Raw genomic sequence first — 17,122 nt, 5'->3', positions numbered from 1 at the left:
TTAATACTGTCAATATTCCCAATAATTTGGGCTTGGTTCAATTGTCAATTTGGCCACTTTAGACATCATTGTTTGTTAGGTAGCGATATTGGAATATGAATCTGAACACTAAAACCTTCCCCTGTAATGGGAAATAGGAGCCTACCATTGAGTGATCGATTAGTAAGGTTGTAAATCATGTATAGCCCCAATCCGATATGACCATCCGGTCCCTTTTTAGTGGTAAAGAAAGGCTGACCTAGATCTTTAGCGGTTTCTCTATCAACCCCCTTACCGTTGTCAGTTACCGTTAAACTGATTCGAGAATCGTCCAATATTTCTACTCTAATCCAGATGGTCGGTGTGTCTTTTTTGTCAGCCTCACTATGGGCTAACGCATTGTCAATAAGCTGGATCAAGATGGCGCTGATTGCGCGCTTATAACTATAAATGGTTAGCTTCTCTGGACCATCAACATACACACGCCAACCAGCCATTTTCCAACGTTGGCCTTCCACTGTTTGATTAATTGCATTCACTAAGTTGAAGTGACTAGCGACGAGACCTATGTGCTGCGAGGCCACTTCCCTGAAGCGTTTGACGACTCGGATCACTCGCCTCTGGTTGCGAGAGGTCAATTGCAGTGACTGACGACAAATCTCTAACAGCTGCTCATAATCTTCAATTGTGGCTATGCCTTGCTGCTTCTTAGCATATAAGCTATCTAAACCTTCTTGTATAAAACCCGTAGCAGCAACATTTGAGCCTAAGGGTGTATCAATCTCCTCGGCCATCCCCAATGAGAATCGCTCCATAATATTTAATCGTTCTTGATCCAAATCTCTTCGTAGCTCGTCAGCAATCTTCCGTTCTGTTACATCTTGGATAGAACCTTCGTAGGTATCCCCTTCCGGCCAGTAACGCATATTAATACTCAACCATCGTTGCTTTCCGACGATGTCCTTAATTTTTATTTCGACATCTTTCTGCACGCCCTCTTTTCGGGTATCTCTTACTCGATCCTGAAAATATGAAAAATCGGAAATTAAATATTTTCGAATGTCTTTTACTTGCTCCAACATTTCTCTGGGATGATCAAACCCAAATAAACGGGCACAAGCAAGATTGACACTGGTAAGTTGGTATTGGCTGTTACTCTGAAAGTGACCAATGGGAGCGTTTTCATAAAGCTCTTGATATCGTTTTAAGACAGATAAATGCTGTTGCTGACTGTCTATTAATTTTTTTTCTGTTATACGCTTTGCAACATTGGCACTTTTAATACGTTCAGCCAGAGAAAACGCTAAGAATAAGGCAAGCATTAAAGAACCAATCAGGTAACCGTACTGGCTAACCCAGGATGTTTCCACCATGCCGAATCCACGGAAGTTGGCAAGCAATAGTCCACCCAAGAAAAATAACCACGCGATCGTAAAATAACGAGCTGGGGTAAAGCCTTGCCACCAACGGAATGCACCACTCACTACACCGGAAATCAAACCAGTAATGCCTGTGATAATAATTATTGGCGTAATCGTATGATAAGGCAGTGCCAATATAAGAACACTGTTGATTATTACGATCGCTTTTAAAACCAGTAAGTATTTATGCCAATTTGGATTATTCTGTCTTAGGCGCAAGAACACCGAAATAAACATCAAATTGATAAACTGATACAGACTGTAAAATAATGGAAACGCAATCGCATTAAATTCGGGATTACTTGGCCAAAACCAGGCGAATCCTCGGCCATCATAGGCCAGTTGCAATAAAACAAACGCAAACATGGAGGCTACATAAAAGATGTAGCCTGTCTCACGTACCACCAAAAAGATGAAAAGATGGTAAAGTGCGATAATGATCAACGCACCATAATAACCACCATAAATAATTTGATCGATGGCCAGACGCTCTGCGTACTCCTCCTCTCCCATCCAATGAATGGGCACCATCATGGTTCCCTGAGTCCGTACCCTAGCCACAAGGATATATTCCCTATCTGATTCCGCAGTAAAACCCGCAACAAAATCAGCCACTTTCACCGTTCGTTGATTAAATGGTCTTGCATCCCCCGTGTGCAGCTCTGTCACTATGTCCCGATTTTGGAGAACGTATAGATCAAGGTAATCTAAAAATGGATTCGGAATATGCACAACCCAATCGGACTTCATATTGAAATTAATGGTTTGCATGACCCAAAGTTCTTTTTGCAAGTAGCCAAAGTTGAGCTCCCCATTAACAACGGTCCATTGCGCCTCATGCATAACCTCAGTAAGGCTGATTTCACGTTCTTCCGGTGGTACCCAATAAAACAGGGGGGAAGTGTTCGCTGAAGGAGATTCTTGAGCCAACGCCACAGAGTTCACTAACACTAAAAACAACAACCAATATTTCAAATCATTCCATCCAATTTGGGCCTTTTATAAGCTTAGCAGGATTGAAAAAAGGGTCACCCGATACTAAGGTTTAAGTAAGAACTTGGCTTATTTCGGCGAATCGACCGTATCTGATTTTCGTATAGGTCTATGGGGAGTCTGGAAATAAGTACAAGGGATTATCGGCCATCAAATACTGGATGGTCTCCGCTTCTAAAAGCACTCGCTAGCATCAAGCCTTGTTTCCTTGATCGAGTGTCCAAACAAGAGGCGGAAAGCCGACGAATGCTTGCTAACGGGCACAACAAATGGGTGCACCCTCACTATCGTGAGTTTACACAGGCAACAATTTGGAGATGACTCCCCTTTTCCTCGCCTCACTTGGTCGCATCAATCCAAGTCACCGCGTACAGCGTAAAATGACTACTGCAACGGGTTACATGGAGCTGTGTCAGCATGGATAAAGAACAACTAGACGCCAAAGATAAATCAGACAAAAAAGCGCTGGCGATTGGTATTGTCGTGCTAGCTGTTTTGGTTATTATTGGTGTGACATTTCACGTCACTGACGACTCGCCCCCAATGGCTCAAAAGTTTTTTGAGAACCGCAAATCACCTGAGGACTACCACGAGTACCAAAAATCAGAGATGAGTAATAAAGAAAAAGCCGAACGCAATATCTTTCTGCAAGATTAACCGCTCTGGCGCATTAAACCTTCTTGGGCAACCGATACCATTAACTGCCCATCGCTATGATAGATATGGCCCATATTTAGACCTCTACCACCCGCGGCCGCAGGACTTCGCATACTATACAACATCCAATCATCAAGCCGTGGAGCATGATGGAACCAAAGCGCATGGTCCAAGCTAGCAACCTGCATCCCTTTAGTGGCAAACGATACACCGTGGGGCTGCAATGCGGTACCTACTAAATGGAAATCAGAACTATAAGCCAAGAGCGCATAATGCAAAGCCTGAGACTCTTTACTCCAATCATTAATGGGCTTAAACCACACGTCTTTTTCGGGATCGCGCTTGTCAGGCTGAAATACATTAATCGGATCAATAGGGCGACTTTCGATCGGCTTGTCCCTTGTAAACTTGTCTCGTACTTTCTCGGGGATCATCTCAGCATATTTGCGACTTATCTCAAGTTGACTGATAAGGCCGTCAGGGGCTTGGACATTAGGAATCGGATCCTGGTGCACAAAGCCAGATTCAGGGCGCTGAAAACTGGTATTTTGGGTTAGGATAATTTTACCATCTTGAATAGCATCCACCCTTAGTGAAGCGAAGCTTCTGCCTTGTCTTAAGATCTCTACTCGGTAGTCCACATGGGTGTTTACATGCCCAGGTAACAAAAAATACGCATGCAAACTATTAGGCAAATAGCCTTCTGGAGCCGCTTGTATCGCCGCATTCAGACTCTGCCCTAGGATTTGACCACCAAATAAGTTCTTAAAACCCAAGTCCTCGCATTCACCACGATATAGAAAGGTTTGCGGTCCCTCATGCAAAAATTGAACGTTCAGAAGCTCGCGCAGAGATTGGCTGACTGGATCCATTATCTGTTCCTTCATTACTGTAACCGTAAAAACACTATAATCTTTGAATAGAGCCCTAATTACCATAGATTCTAGCCCGTTGACCGTTCAACAGACAATTCCAGCACCCTCCTCGTAAATTGCCCGTTGATAAACTTTTGGCGGATAAGGGCCCATCATTTATAATTCGCACATATTTTCTAAACTAAGCTCACATATGTATCAGGCCCAAACCTCCGAATACTCGTCCCAACTTAACGAAAAAGTGACGCGTATCCACAAGCAATTCAGCTCTTTCGCGATCCCCAACATAGAAGTCTTCGAGAGTGTGCCTCAGCATTTTCGTCAAAGGGCCGAATTTCGCGTATGGCATGATGGTGATTCATGCTTTCATGCCATGTTTGAGCCTGGCAAAAAGAACGATCCCATCAAGATAGTGCATTTCGATATTGCCAGCGAAGCTATCTGCGAGCTGATGCCGAAAATGATGGAGCGCATCAACGATAGTCACCTGCTTAAGCATAAACTATTTCAAATTGAATACTTAGGCACCTCATCAGGCGATATGTTGGTAACCCTTATTTATCACAAGCCTATTACCGAAGAGTGGATTGAAAAAGCCAGTGCCATCAAAGATGAATTAGGCATTCATATCATTGGGCGTGCACGCAAGATGCGTGTGCCACTAGACCAAGACTTCGTTATTGAAACCCTCGAAGTAGACGGTAAGCCCATCCACTACAAACAAGTGGAAGCCAGCTTCACACAGCCAAACGCCTATATCAATCAGAAAATGCTGTCTTGGGCTCGCAAACAAAACTGTGATTCAGACAGAGACTTACTAGAGCTTTACTGTGGCAATGGCAATTTTTCGTTAGCTCTTGCCGATCGCTATCGTCGCGTCGTCGCAACCGAAATTAGCAAGACCAGTGTTAAAGCGGCGCTTGATGGCAAAGCGATGAATAACATCGACAATGTCGACTTCGCCCGCGTAAGTGCCGAGGAGTTTACCGAACACATGAAAGGCGGCAAACAAAGACGTCGGTTACAAGACATGGGGCTAGAAAGTGCTGATTTTGGAACTGTGTTAGTAGACCCACCAAGAGCAGGTTTAGACGAGGATAGTTGTCAACTGATCAGTGAGTACGACAATATCATTTATATTTCTTGTAATCCTGATACCTTGCAAGATAATTTAGAACAGCTTAGCAAAACCCATCATATTGAGAGCTTTGCCGTTTTTGATCAGTTTCCCTACACGCACCATATTGAGTGCGGGGTTTACCTGACTCGCCGGAACTAATCCATAGGTCCCTCCGCACTAGTTAGCTCCTGATGCTAACTAGTGCTTTTATTTCCCTGTATTCGTATATAAATGTATTAACGTTTTTTCTTCTTGCGTTTCTTGGCAAGGTAATCCTTAACGGGCGTTGCTTTATCAGGCAAAGCATTAGCAAAGCGTTCTGCCAATGCATCCACTTTTTCCTGTTTATCTTTATGACGCTTTTTCCAGCGCGCTTTATCCAGTGTTGTGACTTTACTATCAGGCATCACAGCGCTCTTCTTTCTAGCGAAAACCGTTACATTATCTCACTAGGTTTTTAAAGATGATAGTTGCTGATCAAGGCGCGCCATCTGTCGATCCAGTTCATCACTGGCTTCGTTACTCTCGTTAGCGAGAGCTGCTAGCGCTTGTGCAGCATCACCAATGACGGTCATGTTACGGCTGACTTCTTCACTAACAGCGCTTTGCTCTTCTGCAGCAGTGGCCACTTGCGCAATATGATCTGCAATATTAGTAATATCTTCTACCACACTGCTTAGAGAATCATAACTACCTTGGGTCTCTTCCATTGCAGTTTGTGCTTTACCCGTTCCCGATTCAATCACGGATACGGCTTGCTGCACGCCACTTTCTAGGCTTTGAATCATGTCGTTAATTTCTTCGGTGCTGCTTTGGGTTTTTGAGGCAAGACTACGTACCTCGTCTGCCACTACAGCGAAGCCACGGCCTTGTTCACCCGCGCGTGCAGCTTCTATCGCTGCGTTCAATGCAAGTAAGTTGGTTTGCTCGGCAATCGCCCGAATAACGTCCAAAATTCGATTGATATCTTCTGTTCTTGACGCCACTTCGGAAATCGAGTGACTGGCTTGCTGCATATCGTTTGTTAACTCTTGTACAGTTTGCACAGAACCTGATAACGATTTTTGCGAATCGGTTACTGTTGTACGGGCGCGCTTAGCATTGTCTGCTACTGCGACGGCCACTTGCGAAACTTCTGTTGCAGTAGCCGACATTTCATTGGTAGCTGTGACCACACTATCTATCTCCCGCTGCTGATCATTGGTTGCTTGCACGGTCTGGTCGTTAATCTGTTTACCCCGCTGTGAGGTGCCTTTTGCAGCGATACCAACTTCCTTCAGTTGATTCACTATATCTTTAAGCTTATTAATGAACTGACTGAAGCCAGCACTCAACTGAATAAGTTCTTGGTGGGTTTTAATGCGTACTTCTTGAGTTAAGTCGCCCTCTGCACTCGCTAAGTTGTTGACCGTTAAAATAAGTTCGCGAAGTGGTTTGGTGATCGAGCGAACTAATGCCACCACTACCGCAAGTATTAGCGCAGTCACAATAAGGGCGATCACAGTTGCACTGCTCATAATGCCAAGAATGTTGCTATCAATGGTATCTACCAGCTCATAGACGCTGGATTTGACTACGGATTCAGGCAGTTCCAACAATACCGACCATTGACTACCAGACGTCGTAATAGGGATAGTAGCCGCCACGTAATATGTGCCATCGTGTAATAGAATCGGTTTATCTTGCTGATGAAGGCTTAACAGCTTTCCGTCTAATGTGCTCCGGCTCTCGGACAGTGGCCGTGTTAGTTTTTGCGTATACTTACTAGATGCCGCGACCCAACCGCGTTCGCTTAATAACGTAATATCACTTTGGCCGTCATAAAGGCTTTTCACCATCTGATCAATACGTTTTTGAAATACGGGCAGATTAACATCGACCCCAACGACACCACGGAATCTGCCATTTGCCATAACGGGCACGACCAAACTGGTCATTAATTCTGAATAATCTTCACTAATCTCATAAAGATAGGGTTCCATCAGACAAGGCTGTCCTGAATCTTTAGAACACAGATACCATTCCGCGCTACGTATTCCAAATTCACCTACCGTGCTATCATTTTTCTCCGATGCATCTTCCACTAATTGCTGCTCTAACTGACCGCTTGGATCTCGCACCCAATAGATTTCTAATGTTCCCGCATCAGGTGTTGTGTGGATCGCGCCCGATCCAAAGTAGTCTGAATCCATACCATCGTAAGCATTCGCCTCAAACTGCGCATACATAGAGCTCACACTTTTGTGACGATCTAAGGTTGCCTCGACAAGCATGTTCACTTGATCTCGGTTTAACTGCTTGTCCGACTGCTCTATGGATGTTTGCAATTGTGCCGCAACCGTAAGCGGAATTCGAAATGCAGCAGAAATAAAGCCATCTATTTCATTACCAAGCTTTCGCGACTCGGATTGCAAACGACCTAAAATTTCCTGCTCCATGGTTTGTTCAGTCTGCGTCGCCAATTCTGATTTCATATTGTCGAGGCTAAACCATAAATTAAGGTTTAATATCACCACCAAAAGCAAGAATGCAAAGATGATGCTGCCTATCAGTTTGCGGCTAAGAGGCATGGTTTTTATGAAGGCGATCATAGGCTCCGTCCAAGAATGTAAGCGATCTCTTACAATTGAGTATAGACGGGGTTTTCCTGCATGCATGAGACAAGTTGAAAGATAAAAATATACTCTTGTTTTTGTATGAAAACTAAGAATAATGCACTGCATGAGTGCATATCCCATCTCCTCACATATTGATGACATCGCAAAATCCTTGGCAAATCATGGCCAAGTCATACTGGCAGCGCCACCGGGTACCGGTAAATCAACGGTTTTGCCTCTATCCCTCATGGAGCAGCCGTGGCTTGCACAGGGACAAATATGGCTTTTGGAACCACGACGCCTTGCTGCGAAACAAGTTGCCAAGCGACTATCTCAACAGTTATCTGAACCTCTGGGGCAAAGTATTGGCCTCATTACTGGCGAAGATGCCAAGACTTCAAATAGCAATAAAGTCGTCGTGATGACCGAGGGAATACTGACGCAAAAACTCATTCAAGAAAATGATATTAACAATTGCGCCTTAATCATTTTCGATGAATTTCATGAACGCAACCTTGCTACAGATTTAAACCTAGCGCTCATTCAGCAGTGCAGAGAAATACTTAGAGAGGATCTAAAGTGCCTAATCATGAGTGCCACTTTAGAGATCGACAGACTTAGCGAAGCCTTGCAAGCCCCACTCATTGAGGTCAACACTAAAATCCACGAATTGGATATTTTATACCAGATAAAGAACGCAAGTGATAACTTATCTCAACAAGTCAATCGAGCATGTCAAAGTCTTAATCAGTTCAAAGGAGACACTTTGGTCTTCCTACCAGGGTTGTCTGAAATTCAGCACGTTAAAAGTGCGCTAATAGAATCAGGCAAAAATCCTGATCACATTTTCATTTTGCATAGCAGCACCCCGCAAAAACAGCAGCAAGCGCTCTTTGAAGATACCGATTTTGAAAAAATTATTCTCGCATCCGATATCGCCAAGACAAGTTTAACCATTCCGAGCATAACCAAAGTTGTGGACTCGGGCTTAGAAAGAATAGCCCGATACAATGCCAACACAGGCATGGATGAACTCATTACTATTGAAGCCAGTAAAGCAACAATGCTTCAAAGAGCGGGTCGCGCCGGCCGAACACAACATGGCCGAGTCATTAGATTAGGAAGCGAAGATCAATTTTCTCGTCGCAGTGCTTTCTCCCCTATTGCCATCGAGCAAGAGGACTTAAGCGCTTTTGCCTTGGCTTTATCAACTTGGGGGAGTACGGAACTATCCGATTACTTATTGCTCAACAAGCCCAATTCACGCAATTATGATCAAGCGTTACAACTGTTACATAACTTGGACGCATTAGATGAACGTTTTCGAGTGACCGATCATGGTAAGCAACTTGCCATGAAGGGCATACACCCTCGCCTTTCTCACATGTTGCATCATTTCCATGATCAACCAGACATGCTCTCATTGGCTTGCATTATCGCCGCATTATTAACTGAGGGCGATTTTTTGCAAACGCCTGCATTAAATAGCGATCTACAACTGCGTATTGAGCTGATTACCGAACAACTACTGCACAATAAAACTCATGGCGGAAGGCTCGGACGTATTAACCAAGCTAACTTATCACGCATTATTAAGCGCTATAAAAAACTCGTAAAGCAATTCGAACACCAAACAAAGCAAGAAATACAATGGCATGATACGGACGTGGGTAGAGTATTAGCACAAGCTTATCCTGATCGTATCGCACAGCAACGTGGCCGCGGCTATCGCCTACAAAATGGTATGGGAGCAAGCATTCACACTAAAGATTCGGCCAAGCACTCAGACTACATGGTCATAGCAGCTACTGCTTCTAGCGCATATGACAATAACCAATTTATTAAACTGGCCACAGCCATCGAGAAGCAAACCATTGAAAATGAATTTGCTCATCACACCTCGCTCGATACTCACTTCTTGATGAAAGACAAACTATTTAAGGTAACAACTGAAAAGTTTGGTGAGTTGATCTTAAATACAACAACCAGTCCAGCCAACCCGGAAGACTTTAAGTTCTATATTCGCCAGGAGGTAATAAAAAACGGAATTGAGTATTTTGATTTCAATGACAGTCAGCAAGCATTACTGAATAAACTGAATTTAGCGCACTCGCTGTTCCCAGATAACTACCCTAGCTTTGCCGATGAGTGCTTGATCAATAGTATCGATGATTGGTTGCTGCCTTTCATCACGGATGTTCACCTTTGCAACATGGATTATCATAATGCGTTGCTCTCACGTATGGATTGGTCAAAGCAACAAGCGTTTAAGCAAGATTTTCCTCAAGAATTTACTTTGCCCTCAGGCCGTACGACTCAGATTCACTATGAAAAAGACAAGGCGATTGTTAAAGCAAAACTGCAAGAGTGCTTCGGTCTAACTGGCATACAAAAGATTGCTAAAAATCGGCTCCCCCTAGAGTTTCATTTGCTCAGTCCAGCTCAACGACCTTTGGCGCAGACCAAGGATTTCGATTTCTTTTGGAAGGAAGTTTATCCAGAAGTTCGCAAGGAAAATCGAGGTCGCTATGCCAAACACCCATGGCCAGAGGATCCACTATCCGCAATAGCCAGCCACAAAACTAAGCGACATATGTAAGCCAATGCTAGACTGTAATGATGATTAACGCTTTACGCTCAATGAATCTTGGTCGCCTATGAAACGTGCATTTTTATTACTGGTTTTTATATTAGTCTTAGCTTTAATTACGAGTTTCTATCAGAAAACCGAGCTTGTGCATCAGCATGATCATGCCCCACAACATCAAAGTGAAGCATCTCAGAAGCAGCAACAGGCTCCACATCCCAACGACAACCACGATGGTCATGATCATCAACATGGCTCTCACAAAACGGACGATCCGCAAGCGACAAGCTATGTGCCACTGGATCCGGAAATTCGTGAGGCATTGAAGCAACAGTTGCTTTTGGAAGGAGCAATGGAAACCCAAACCTTACCCGACGGCCGAGTTGTGTTACCTTCGAATGGCCGCACAACGCAGATGCCCGTCGCGATTCAACATCCAGATGGCACAATAGAAATACGCGAGTATTCAGTTGTTCCAAAAGAAGAAAAGCAGTAACGAACTGTTACGTAAAAACATATAAACGTGACCAATGTCTCAGTAAAAACGGCGTATCGTTAAGTGAGATGTGCAAAAGGGTCACGATATGTCTCGCTTAATCCTTCTAGTGGGTTTCCTAGTCACCATTTTACCTAATTCGGTCTCCGCCGCTGTATGCCCATCCTCTAGCAGTGCGGAAAGTACAGGCGCAAACAATGGTACGAGTTGTACTGTGAGCGGAACAGCCTCGACGATTAAACTGAATTTTATATCAGGCTTCACCGATAACACCATCGTCAGCGCCGAAGGGGGCAATAATGGTACTACAGTTGGTGCACAACGGAAGTTGAGCTTTATTAAAGCGGCCGAAATCGTCGCCGCTGAAATCGAATCAAATGTGGTCGTTGAAGTCGATGCTCAATTCGCTGGCCTTACCTGTAGTACTAACCAAGCTACCCTTGGCAGCGCAGGAGCCACTTCCAACTCTGGCTATGGTTCCCCCGCTCCTGGCGGGCTAAGAGACAATACGTTTTATCCCATTGGTTTGATGAATGCCATACTTGGCAGCGACCAAGACCCCAGCATCAGTGACATCACAGCGCAGTTCAATAGCAACATTGGGACAACAAACTGCCTAGAAAATAGTAATGGTTGGTATTATGGGTTTGACGCCCCGCCAAGCAATTATATCGGTTTCGTCACGGTTCTCTTGCATGAAATGACCCACGGTTTTGGCTTTGCAAGCCTGGTGAATAAAAGTACTGGAGCTAAAGCCAACGCATCTTTTGATGATATTTACAGCGTGTATTTATTCGATGATGTAACTGGACGCTCTTGGATGGATCCTAGTCAAAGCGATGCGGATCGCGCAGCATCAGCCATTAGCGGCAATCGGCTACTGTGGGATGGCACCAACGTGAACACCAATGCCGTTGCGTATACCAGCACAGGTTTTGCCGACAAAGATGGCTCAGGCACGTTTACGTCTGGCGATCTTATTCAGATGTATGCGCCCAACCCAGTAGAAGGCGGTTCTAGCGTAAGCCACTTTGATACAGCGGTTAGTCCTAATGAATTAATGGAGCCGCAATACACCGAAGGAACCTTGAGTTTAGGTTTAGCAAAATTCCTATTACAGGACATCGGTTGGAGCGTCTCGATTAACAACACCGCGCCTACGATCACAGCAGTGGATCAAACAACGAACGAAGATGTTGCAATTACAGGCTTAGACGCCAGTGGCTGGGGCAGCGATGTCGATGGTGATACATTGACTTATAGCATCACTAGTTGTCCGAGCAATGTCACTTGTGACATCAACGATGACGGCACGGGATTAACATTAACGCCAGCACAAAATTATTACGCTAATACCAATTCGGTAACGATCACAGTCACCGACGGACAAGGCGGTTCAGCTAGCGACAACTTCAACCTCACTATTAACCCAGTTAACGATGATCCCACTTGGTCAAACATTAGTGATCAATCCATCGTTGTAGGAAATACACTCAGCATAACGTTAACGAACTACGCAAGCGATGTGGAGGACGATACTCTTAGTTTTAGTATTAACCAATGCGGCGCTGCTCTCAGCTGTAACATAACCTCAAACACACTCGACATTACGGCCAATAGCAGCAGTGCTAGTGCACAAACCGTAGAAGTGATTGCTGACGATGGCAACAGTGGCACAGCCAATGTTAGCTTCGCTATCACCATAGAAGATAACCCAAGTATTACCGTAAACGGCGTACAATTGAACCCAAATGATACGGGTAGCATGGCGAGCACAAATGTCAGCATTGATATCAGCAACCTGAACAACAACTACAACTATGCTCTGTCACTGAATGGCATGAATCTAAACTCGCTTCTCGGCGTAAGTCCTTCCTTACTGCAAATCGGCTTACCCAGTTCGGGACAATTTGCGGGAACCTATACGTTAACGCTTACCAATAAATCGTCTGGTGCCAGCTACGATATCTATCTAGAGCGTGATCCAGTAATAAGCTTGAGCGCTTCTTCTTTGTTAGAGGGAACGAACACTCAAACGCTCACGGTCATAGGAGCTGCAGCCAACGACGTATTCAACTTAGTATCAAGTGAACAAGCATTGAGTTTCAAAGACATCAATGGTGCTGTAATTTCGGACGTAACCATTCAAAACGACGCCGATACGAACAACGCCACCAGTGTCCATTTAGATGTGGGAACCTTGTCATCAATTACACCTGTCAATATTCAGGTGGACAGTGGACTCAACATCAATGCCACCATGTTCCCTAGCCGACCTCACTCTATACAGATCAACAATGATCAAGGTAATGCGATTACAGATGCAACACTCACACTGGAAACATCCGCCCTTACCTCTTTCAATATAGAGTCTGTGTATCAAAGCAATGACAGTGGTTCTATCACCGTGACGCTACCGGACGATAGCACTGATTATTCAGCAAGCATCAGTGCCAGTGGTTACCAAACGCAATCAATTGATTTGCAATCTAGTGTCTTGCAGCAAACGGTACTGCTGCAAACTGGCGGCACTCTGCTCAGTATCCGCGGCCATATTGAAGCAACCGGTAGCTTGAATTTCGCGACTGATATCCCTGAATTAACCCTGATTCTGAGCGACGGATCTGAGGTCTCTGCAACCGTGAACGAAGTTTCCGATAATAAATCTTCATTCGACTACAGCTTCAATAATGCGCTTGGTGAGTTAGAAAGCTTACGCTTCAGTCACCCTGATGCTGAAACCTTAACGATCCAGTTTATTGAAGGCAGCAACTATCTTGTCTTTTTACAAAGCAAACGTGCTAGTGACGATACGATAACCGTCATTGGTAGTTCAGGAGGCGGAAGCTTAAGCTGGTTGCTTGTATTTGTAATCGCTTCATTGGTAACACCACGCTTCAATACCAAGCGTTGAGCCAATCGTGCCAATCACTTATGATTGGCACTCGTTTAAATAATAATAAATAGGTTGTCACTTGCTGTTTTTCGCTGGCTTTGCATTGGGCTGCCTTTGCATCTTGGGCATGATCATTTGCAGGGATTTTGGCCATCTTAACGTGGGCAAGGCCTTCGTGGCTGTATTATTCACAGGTGCAATGTTCCTGTTGCAACCAATGCTTCCCGAATGGTTATCAAAGATTGCTCGCGACATTTATACCATGGTGCCTGCGTTATTTTGGTTATTGTGCCAATTGGCTTTTGCTTATCGTCCAAAAATATTCAGCCTTGCTGGTGCCATCGCACTATACAGTTTTATTCCCCCCGCTATCGCCAACCATATTGGTATTAGCAACCAGCTCTATACAGAGTGGGTCTTTCTTGCATGGGTGTTACCCTCCTACTGTGAATACCTGTTAATCATTATGGGGCTGTGGACAGTGATAACAAATTGGTCCGATGATTTAGTGGAGTCCAGTCGGCAATTGCGAAGCGCTGTGATGGTGGGTGTCGGACTTAGCGTATTATTTGTGATTGTCCCCATGAATACCGGCTGGGTAGGAGTTTGGCTTCCTTACTTAAGTGTCTGTGTTATTTCATTAGTTTGCTCTTTCTTTCTATTGCATGGCCGCAAAGGCGTTCTCTTCGGACATGTTCATGGCGACTTACAAGATGAAAGTTCTGTCAAAGCCAGCCCTGAACGCATAGATATCTCTGAGAGTAATGAGGTTAAGTCACTTCATACTCTTATGGAGTCTGGGTTTTATAGAACAGAACACCTCACACTTAAGCAACTAGCGGACAGCCTAGGACTCCCTGAATACAAGACGCGAGCATTGATTAATCAAACCCTAGGGTATCGAAACTTTAACGATTACATCAATCGCCTACGGATTGAAGAGGCCTGCATGCGCCTTCAGCAAGAACCTGATACGGCAATCTTGAATATTTCTCTCGATGTGGGTTATCGAACTCTGAGTTCATTTAATCGAGCCTTTAAAGAACTGACTGGATTATCTCCCTCACAATATCGTCAACAGCAGACAAAAACGGCACATTGACGCAATCGAACCACGCAAATAGTGAAATTTCAATAATTCGTCAGCACCAAAATAATCTACATAACCATTTGTTTTTAAAAGATTTTTAGTTTTTGCATAGTACTTTTTGGTATTGCGAAACGGAAAAACTGGGGACTTCACGAACAGCCACTTAGAGTTACTCTTGTGATCGGTAAAATTATCGACGTCCGGATAAATCAATAACAATAAAGTGGTGACAATGATGAATATCAGTCAGATGAAACCCTGCGTTCGCGGCGAGAAAGTCATTGAAGAGATTGAACAAATACTAATCACCTCCATGGGTGATTTCCCGAACTTCCCAATGCTTGCTAGCGCTTTCAATATGAGTGGTCGTACTCTCCGCCGACAGTTAGCTAACATGGGAACCAGCTATCAAAAGCTATTGGATGATTTTCGAAGTGAACGGGCGAAATATTATCTGACGGACAGTCAATATACGACGGAAGAAATTGCAGACAAGTTAGGCTTTAGCGATGTGGCGAACTTCCGCCATGCATTTAAAAAATGGGTCGGAGTTTCACCGGCCGTTTATCGAAATACCCAGCACAGCACTGAGCTAGCCCAAGCAAGCTGAAACAAAAAAGGGCCCGATGGGCCCTTTTTCAATCAATGCTTACAGTACGTTTAGAAGTTCTACTTCAAATACTAAAACACTGTGTGGAGGAATAGCGCCTTGGCTACCCTGCGCACCATAAGCTAATTCACTTGGTACGGTTAGACGCCATTTGTCGCCTTCTTTCATCAGTTGAAGGGCTTCTGTCCAGCCTGCGATTACTCCACCTACAGGGAATTCAGCTGGCTCACCACGCTCAACTGAACTATCAAACATACGACCATCGATGAAGGTACCGTGATAATGTACACGCACTGTATTTTCTTTACTTGGCGTCGCGCCTGAACCTTCACTAATTACTTCATACTGAAGACCAGAGTCCGTTACTTGAACACCTTCTTTTTTGGCGTTTTCGGCTAGGAATTCGTCACCGACTGCTTTGGCTTGTTCTGCAGCTTCTGCTTGCATCTTTTCAAGCTCAGCTTGAATCACTTGATACGCCTCTTGGATTTCTTCTTGGCTAAACGGCATAGCTTCGCCCGCCATCGAATCCTGAATACCTTTCACTACGCCATCTAGTTCAAAGCCTGGGAATTGTGAACCTTTTAATTGATCACCCACTTGACGACCGATCAAGTAGCTCACTTTTTGCGCTGGAGTCTCAAATTTCATGATAGACCTATAAAACTGCCCAACTACTAACTAGTTAGGCTCATATGAATTCGAGGCGCACTTTATCACAGACAAAAAAAATTATCAGAATTAGGCTCCGATGATAAGCTTTATTCCCACTACCAGTGTTACCACTTCATAGACTCGCTTGATCCACGATGAACCCATTTTGATCGCATAGTGCGCACCTATGTAGCCACCGATTGACGAGCCCAGCACCAAGGCTGGTAACCAGTCCCATTGAATCTGTGCTAATAACCCCATCGTCAAGGCACCGCTAAAATTCCAGAATAAACCCACACTAATCAAGGTATGGCCCACTGCATGTTTATAATTTAAGCCAAACCATTTCACCAACCACATGGTGGCAAATAATCCGGTACCGGCTGATAAAGCGCCGTTAGTAAATCCAATGGCAAATAAGCCAATGCATCCAATCAGCAATCCCCAGCCAGTTTGATTGCGATGCTCTGGCACCAAACCAAGATTGGGTTTAACAATACTGTAAATACTCAAACTTAAGGTTAGCGCGCCCAATAATATTTCAGCGAGACGATCATCAATACCAATAATGGCATAAGCGCCCAATACAACACCCGGAATACCTGCTGCCAACATGATTAAATTAAAGCGCCAGCTAGTGTGGCCTTCTTTAATATTGCGAATGGTAGCACCTAATCCTAAAGCGACTGTGGCCACTTTGTGGGTAGCAAGAGCAATAGCGAAGGGCAAACCAAGAAAAATCAAGATAGGCAGTTGAATTAAACCCGCTCCGCCTCCAGCAAAGGCAGAGAAGATATTGGCCACGATGGCAATAAAAAACAGTATAATCTGATCTAACATGAAAGGATTACATCCTAAAAAGACTTTAATTCAGAGGTGACGTTATGCCTAAGCTGGCGCTTTATTATTATGACCAGTGCCCATTCTGCCAAATGGTTTTGTCTGTATTGAACAAAACTCAGCTAGAGGTAGAGATGAGAAACACCCTGACTAATCCCCAAAACCGCCAAGATCTTATCTCTGGCGGTGGTCGCAGCATGGTCCCTTGCCTACGAATAGAGCAAGACAATGGCGATGTACATTGGATGTATGAGTCCAGAGACATCGCACAATACCTCAAGAGCCTTAACTAAGCCCGCTCACAACA

14 protein-coding genes are annotated in these 17,122 nt (G+C 44.4%); 8 read left to right on the top strand and 6 right to left on the bottom strand.

The window, feature by feature from the left end; all coding sequences use genetic code 11:
* Positions 1–65: 65 nt before the first annotated feature.
* Positions 66–2,375 carry a sensor histidine kinase gene (locus tag HF888_RS05240; RefSeq protein ID WP_040297356.1) on the bottom strand — a complete coding sequence of 770 codons (2,310 nt, stop codon included), beginning with the start codon at positions 2,373–2,375 and terminating at the stop codon, positions 66–68.
* Between the two features lie 435 nt (positions 2,376–2,810).
* Between HF888_RS05240 and HF888_RS05235 the strand changes: the two genes are divergently transcribed.
* Positions 2,811–3,050, top strand: coding sequence for a hypothetical protein (locus HF888_RS05235; RefSeq protein ID WP_007016284.1), 240 nt, complete (start codon positions 2,811–2,813; stop codon positions 3,048–3,050).
* Here the strand turns inward: HF888_RS05235 and HF888_RS05230 are convergent.
* On the bottom strand, positions 3,047–3,937 hold the full coding sequence (locus HF888_RS05230; protein ID WP_243469352.1) for an acyl-CoA thioesterase: 891 nt from the start codon (positions 3,935–3,937) through the stop codon (positions 3,047–3,049). The genes HF888_RS05235 and HF888_RS05230 overlap by 4 nt on opposite strands.
* Before the next feature lie 181 nt (positions 3,938–4,118).
* On the opposite strand from HF888_RS05230, the gene trmA reads away from it, so the two are divergent.
* Positions 4,119–5,204, top strand: coding sequence for a tRNA (uridine(54)-C5)-methyltransferase TrmA (gene trmA, locus HF888_RS05225; RefSeq protein WP_007016282.1), 1,086 nt, complete (start codon positions 4,119–4,121; stop codon positions 5,202–5,204).
* A gap of 77 nt (positions 5,205–5,281) precedes the next feature.
* On the opposite strand, the gene HF888_RS05220 is transcribed toward trmA, so the two are convergent.
* Both HF888_RS05220 and HF888_RS05215 read right to left on the bottom strand, forming a co-directional pair.
* A complete protein-coding gene (locus tag HF888_RS05220) occupies positions 5,282–5,452 on the bottom strand; it encodes a hypothetical protein (RefSeq protein ID WP_007016281.1) in 171 nt (56 codons plus the stop codon).
* A 42-nt stretch (positions 5,453–5,494) separates the two neighbouring features.
* Complete coding sequence (locus tag HF888_RS05215) at positions 5,495–7,636, bottom strand: methyl-accepting chemotaxis protein (protein ID WP_007016280.1); 2,142 nt, start codon at positions 7,634–7,636, stop codon at positions 5,495–5,497.
* A gap of 130 nt (positions 7,637–7,766) precedes the next feature.
* On the opposite strand from HF888_RS05215, the gene hrpB reads away from it, so the two are divergent.
* From hrpB to HF888_RS05190, 5 genes are all read left to right on the top strand, one after another.
* Positions 7,767–10,241: an ATP-dependent helicase HrpB gene (gene hrpB, locus HF888_RS05210; protein WP_007016279.1), complete on the top strand. Its 2,475-nt coding sequence runs from the start codon at positions 7,767–7,769 to the stop codon at positions 10,239–10,241.
* Positions 10,242–10,299: 58 nt separating this feature from the next.
* Positions 10,300–10,725, top strand: coding sequence for a hypothetical protein (locus HF888_RS05205; RefSeq protein ID WP_007016278.1), 426 nt, complete (start codon positions 10,300–10,302; stop codon positions 10,723–10,725).
* Positions 10,726–10,813: 88 nt separating this feature from the next.
* Positions 10,814–13,639, top strand: a complete 2,826-nt coding sequence (locus HF888_RS05200) for an Ig-like domain-containing protein (RefSeq protein ID WP_007016277.1) — start codon at positions 10,814–10,816, stop codon at positions 13,637–13,639.
* A 157-nt stretch (positions 13,640–13,796) separates the two neighbouring features.
* Positions 13,797–14,723: a helix-turn-helix domain-containing protein gene (locus HF888_RS05195; RefSeq protein ID WP_165836996.1), complete on the top strand. Its 927-nt coding sequence runs from the start codon at positions 13,797–13,799 to the stop codon at positions 14,721–14,723.
* Between the two features lie 220 nt (positions 14,724–14,943).
* Positions 14,944–15,321 carry a helix-turn-helix domain-containing protein gene (locus HF888_RS05190; protein ID WP_007016275.1) on the top strand — a complete coding sequence of 126 codons (378 nt, stop codon included), beginning with the start codon at positions 14,944–14,946 and terminating at the stop codon, positions 15,319–15,321.
* Positions 15,322–15,360: 39 nt separating this feature from the next.
* Here HF888_RS05190 and bamJ read toward each other — a convergent pair whose 3' ends face one another.
* Positions 15,361–15,972: a BamJ family beta-barrel-assembly machinery protein gene (gene bamJ / locus HF888_RS05185; RefSeq protein WP_007016274.1), complete on the bottom strand. Its 612-nt coding sequence runs from the start codon at positions 15,970–15,972 to the stop codon at positions 15,361–15,363.
* Positions 15,973–16,062: 90 nt separating this feature from the next.
* Positions 16,063–16,815: a sulfite exporter TauE/SafE family protein gene (locus tag HF888_RS05180; protein WP_007016273.1), complete on the bottom strand. Its 753-nt coding sequence runs from the start codon at positions 16,813–16,815 to the stop codon at positions 16,063–16,065.
* Between the two features lie 44 nt (positions 16,816–16,859).
* Here HF888_RS05180 and HF888_RS05175 point away from each other — a divergent pair, with 44 nt between their 5' ends.
* Positions 16,860–17,108, top strand: a complete 249-nt coding sequence (locus HF888_RS05175) for a glutaredoxin family protein (protein ID WP_007016272.1) — start codon at positions 16,860–16,862, stop codon at positions 17,106–17,108.
* The last annotated feature ends 14 nt before the right edge of the window (positions 17,109–17,122 follow it).

Origin of the sequence: Bermanella marisrubri (assembly GCF_012295615.1) — a bacterium.
Taxonomy (GTDB): Bacteria; Pseudomonadota; Gammaproteobacteria; order Pseudomonadales; family Oceanobacteraceae; genus Bermanella; species Bermanella marisrubri.
This window is presented reverse-complemented; position numbering and strand designations above follow the sequence as displayed.

Coding starts and splice junctions, on each gene's coding strand:
- HF888_RS05235 (WP_007016284.1), top strand. CDS start 2,811: ATGGATAAAGAACAACTAGACGCCAAAGATAAATCAGACAAAAAAGCG.
- HF888_RS05230 (WP_243469352.1), bottom strand. CDS start 3,937: ATGAAGGAACAGATAATGGATCCAGTCAGCCAATCTCTGCGCGAGCTT.
- trmA (WP_007016282.1), top strand. CDS start 4,119: ATGTATCAGGCCCAAACCTCCGAATACTCGTCCCAACTTAACGAAAAA.
- HF888_RS05220 (WP_007016281.1), bottom strand. CDS start 5,452: ATGCCTGATAGTAAAGTCACAACACTGGATAAAGCGCGCTGGAAAAAG.
- HF888_RS05215 (WP_007016280.1), bottom strand. CDS start 7,636: ATGATCGCCTTCATAAAAACCATGCCTCTTAGCCGCAAACTGATAGGC.
- hrpB (WP_007016279.1), top strand. CDS start 7,767: ATGAGTGCATATCCCATCTCCTCACATATTGATGACATCGCAAAATCC.
- HF888_RS05205 (WP_007016278.1), top strand. CDS start 10,300: ATGAAACGTGCATTTTTATTACTGGTTTTTATATTAGTCTTAGCTTTA.
- HF888_RS05200 (WP_007016277.1), top strand. CDS start 10,814: ATGTCTCGCTTAATCCTTCTAGTGGGTTTCCTAGTCACCATTTTACCT.
- HF888_RS05190 (WP_007016275.1), top strand. CDS start 14,944: ATGATGAATATCAGTCAGATGAAACCCTGCGTTCGCGGCGAGAAAGTC.
- bamJ (WP_007016274.1), bottom strand. CDS start 15,972: ATGAAATTTGAGACTCCAGCGCAAAAAGTGAGCTACTTGATCGGTCGT.
- HF888_RS05180 (WP_007016273.1), bottom strand. CDS start 16,815: ATGTTAGATCAGATTATACTGTTTTTTATTGCCATCGTGGCCAATATC.
- HF888_RS05175 (WP_007016272.1), top strand. CDS start 16,860: ATGCCTAAGCTGGCGCTTTATTATTATGACCAGTGCCCATTCTGCCAA.